This window comes from Pseudomonas sp. GM18 (genome assembly GCF_000282195.1).
Classification (GTDB): Bacteria; Pseudomonadota; Gammaproteobacteria; order Pseudomonadales; family Pseudomonadaceae; genus Aquipseudomonas.
The window spans coordinates 1-3,197 of the sequence record NZ_AKJT01000019.1 but is presented as its reverse complement, the minus strand read 5'-3'; the positions used below and the strand labels follow the sequence as shown (position 1 = coordinate 3,197).

Below are 3,197 nucleotides of genomic sequence, written 5' to 3'. Positions count from 1 at the left end.
AGGGCCAGGAAGTGGCCGCTGAGCGGAATTTGTAGATAAGTTCACTCTTCACCGGACCAATACCAAAGCGTATCGCCCCATTTCGAGTCACTGAAGCTTGGCATGATTTCGCCTTGTTGGAAGTGGCGTCTTGAGTTGGCTTGAGCTGGGGTAAACCAATAGCCCGTTTTGCCGCAGGGTTCGCCAGCAACAATACGACCAGTCTGGGAACCTATTGCAGTCTTATAATTTCTCGCATATTCGACCAAGTCTTTTGGATAAACCATATGATTGATTTTTCTGTCATCGATCCCATATAGGAAAGCAATGGCCCCGGCCTCGAATGCCCAGTATCCGACATAACTTCCTTCGTCGCCTTGCAAGTGTGAGTCGTGCCAAGGGGATTGTTTGAATGCTGCATACCATTGTTTGCAATAATCACCTAGCAGCTGAGATGCCTCCTCTTTTTCGTCTGCATATATGGCCTGTATTAAAGGAGTGTATACATCGTGATACCATTCATCTATATCTTCTCGGTTGGGTAGGTTTTTGCGGAGCAGGTCTTCGTAAAGAGTGTCTTCGCCTTTGTAGTTTGCATCATCTAAAAGCTTGGCGAATCGCTTTAGCAGATCTGTTCTGTGAAGCAAGATGCATAGGCTGAAAACCTGTACGCACTCTTCGAACTCGTCTGGCCAGTCATCAATCGCAAGTGGTGAAATGTTTGCTATTTGCTCAGAGGCTGAAAGTTTGCTTTGGCGCTCTTCGTACGCGGATATAAGATCTTCCAGTAATGGTGCTAGCAAATAGATCTCCACGCCTGCTGTATACGATATAAATAGTGTTTTTAGTGCCAGGTTTTTAAAATGATTTGCTCTTAGGGAGGCTTCTTGTTCAGGAGAGTCTGATTCAAATTTGTTGCTTTTCCAGAAAGTCTTCGTCTCCTCGCTGTAAGTCAGAAAGTTTTTGTATCTAGTTTCGCTAAGAAATTTTTGTCTTTTGTTCATGATGAATGTTACTCAGTAGTTAGTGATGGTAATGCCCCGTGTTTTGCTGCAAGAGATTTTTTTCGCTTGTTCACAAAGGACTTAACTTCGCTGTCGGTATAATGAAATGCGGAGTGGTTGGCATGGGTTGTTTCGTCGCCGTTGTTCAGTCGAGCTTCTGCGTGCTCTTTTGGACTTTGTTTCTGGTGGTATAACGGGGCGTAAAACAAATGACGACTGTATGATGCTGAAACCTGGTCAGCCAACCGTTCGGAGACAGCATCTCCAATGTTTTTCTGAATCCACTCCTTGCTCATTTGAACAAGTATTTCTTTATTTTTTTTTGCTGACTTATTGGTTTTTTTATCGCTGGGAGGGGTAGGGTGCTTGGACTTCGCAAATTTCCCTTTTTTCTTTTGAGTAGTGTCAGCCTGTTCGGGCTCTTGAGGCTCTAACAACGTACTTGGATCTGTAGCGCCCGAGACTCCCAATTTTGAGGCGACGCTAGGTTTCCGGCTGTTATTGGGCTTACGCATGAACTTCGGACCGTCCTCGTCGCGACTTGCTTTAGCCTCAACAACCGCAAATTTTTTCCCGTCGTTTGTGGCAGGATCTGCACGCCAGACAGCGTCAATGCCGGTTCCATTGGCCCCATCTGTCAGTTTGTACAAAACGTGTCGGGCCTTTGGGCTACCGCCCTTTGATAATTTCCCCATTTTACTCGCACTAGGAACTCCCTCCAGCCACTTCCCATCCGCCCCCTTATCATGCCCATCCCAATCCTTCCCCCAACCAAACTCCACCGCGCAGATGTAGTCGGCAATATGCTCCCCACTAACCCCCAGCCCTTCATTCAAAATACTGGCTGGCGCTTGAAGGCCTACTTTGGAGGCTTCAACCTGGTTTGAATGGGTGCCGCTCGCGCCGTCTTTCCCCTTCGTTGCAACAGCCGAGTCTTTGTTTGCAGGCTTTTCCGCTTTTTTGGGGTGGCTTGACCCGGAAGAGGCTGCAGAGCTATTGCGCTGCATCCCTTTCCATTTAACCAACCGCTTTTCAACAATCCCCACCATTGCCGGCATGTTGTCTCGAGAGGTAACGAGTACCGTGACGACCGCCGTTTTTGCCCAGTTGGGGAGGCTCTGGAAAGTCGACGAACCTTTTACGCCGGTGATGATTTCGTCGAGTTCCGCGCGCAGTTTTCCCGCATCGAATATCTGCTTGAGCAGTTCTTCGGGGCTGGTTTTAATCCCGCACTCTTGCAGTACGAAGCGAAGCAGGTCAAACAGCACCGGGGCATAGCGTTGTGGGTCTTTATTGACGATACGCAAGCTCTTCTTCAGCCCGTCACCCGGCCCTGGAATCCAACCGATGACGGCCATCAGCAGATCAAATTGCGCGTCTTCCTTGCCTGCCGTCGACTCTGCGTTGTAGAGGACGATAGATGATTCGATAGTGTCGTAGGCGTCGATGGCCTGGCCAAGAAAAGGCACTGCGCCGAGCGCGATTCCTTTTGCCAGTTCTACAGCGGCCTCTTGGTAGGCAGCGCTACGGTCTTCGCCACTTTCGTTTCCGCTCTCAGCTACTTCGTCAGTCATGTCAGCCTCCCTGCGGCTTTCTCCACTAATGCTTGTAAATCAACCTGGTCCGGGTCCAGGCCGAGCTTGCGTAAATCTGCGTTGACCTTTTCGTCAGAGTTCTGGACGACCGTTACGCTTTCACGGTTGTACGGCCTTGGATCCTCGCCGTAATACACCTTGGCCGGTCCTTTCGGAACATCCTCCAAACGAGCAAAGCCGTCATCGTCCAGCACCCCTTCACGGGTCGACCCGTCGGCAAAATCAACTCGATACGACGCACCCGGTACGGGCTCAAGGTTGTCGTAATGCAGGTTCAATTCCAGCCAGGTCGGATTGGTCTTGGCTTCTTTCATCAGGCGACCGGCGATGTCGGCAGCAGCGAGGCCCGGAATAAGCGGGGCGAGAATGCCAATCCCGGTGCCGGCGCCAGGAGCGCCACCGGAATTCACCTTCACCTCAGCCCCACTGATCGTCACACCCCCTGCATCAATCTTCACAAAGCTGCCACCAGCCTTGGCCGTCAGCTCCATGCCGCCCTCAACCACCACCTTTTCCCCGGCGTGGTAGTGAATCTCCTGACCCGCCTCGACAAACTGCGCCGTGCCCACCTTCACATGCTGGGTCACGCCCACGGTGAGGTGATCATCCGCCCGCGCTT

General features: G+C 51.1%; 2 protein-coding genes and 1 pseudogene. All 3 read right to left on the bottom strand.

Annotated elements, in window-relative coordinates:
* Window positions 1–41: 41 nt before the first annotated feature.
* Window positions 42–983, bottom strand: a complete 942-nt coding sequence (locus tag PMI21_RS24610; protein ID WP_007934276.1) for a PoNe immunity protein domain-containing protein — start codon at window positions 981–983, stop codon at window positions 42–44.
* An 8-nt stretch (window positions 984–991) separates the two neighbouring features.
* Window positions 992–2,557 carry a hypothetical protein gene (locus PMI21_RS24615; RefSeq protein WP_007934268.1) on the bottom strand — a complete coding sequence of 522 codons (1,566 nt, stop codon included), beginning with the start codon at window positions 2,555–2,557 and terminating at the stop codon, window positions 992–994.
* Window positions 2,554–3,197 (bottom strand): annotated as a pseudogene (locus tag PMI21_RS24620) (type VI secretion system tip protein VgrG); the annotation flags it as partial. The pseudogene PMI21_RS24620 and the gene PMI21_RS24615, both read right to left, overlap by 4 nt.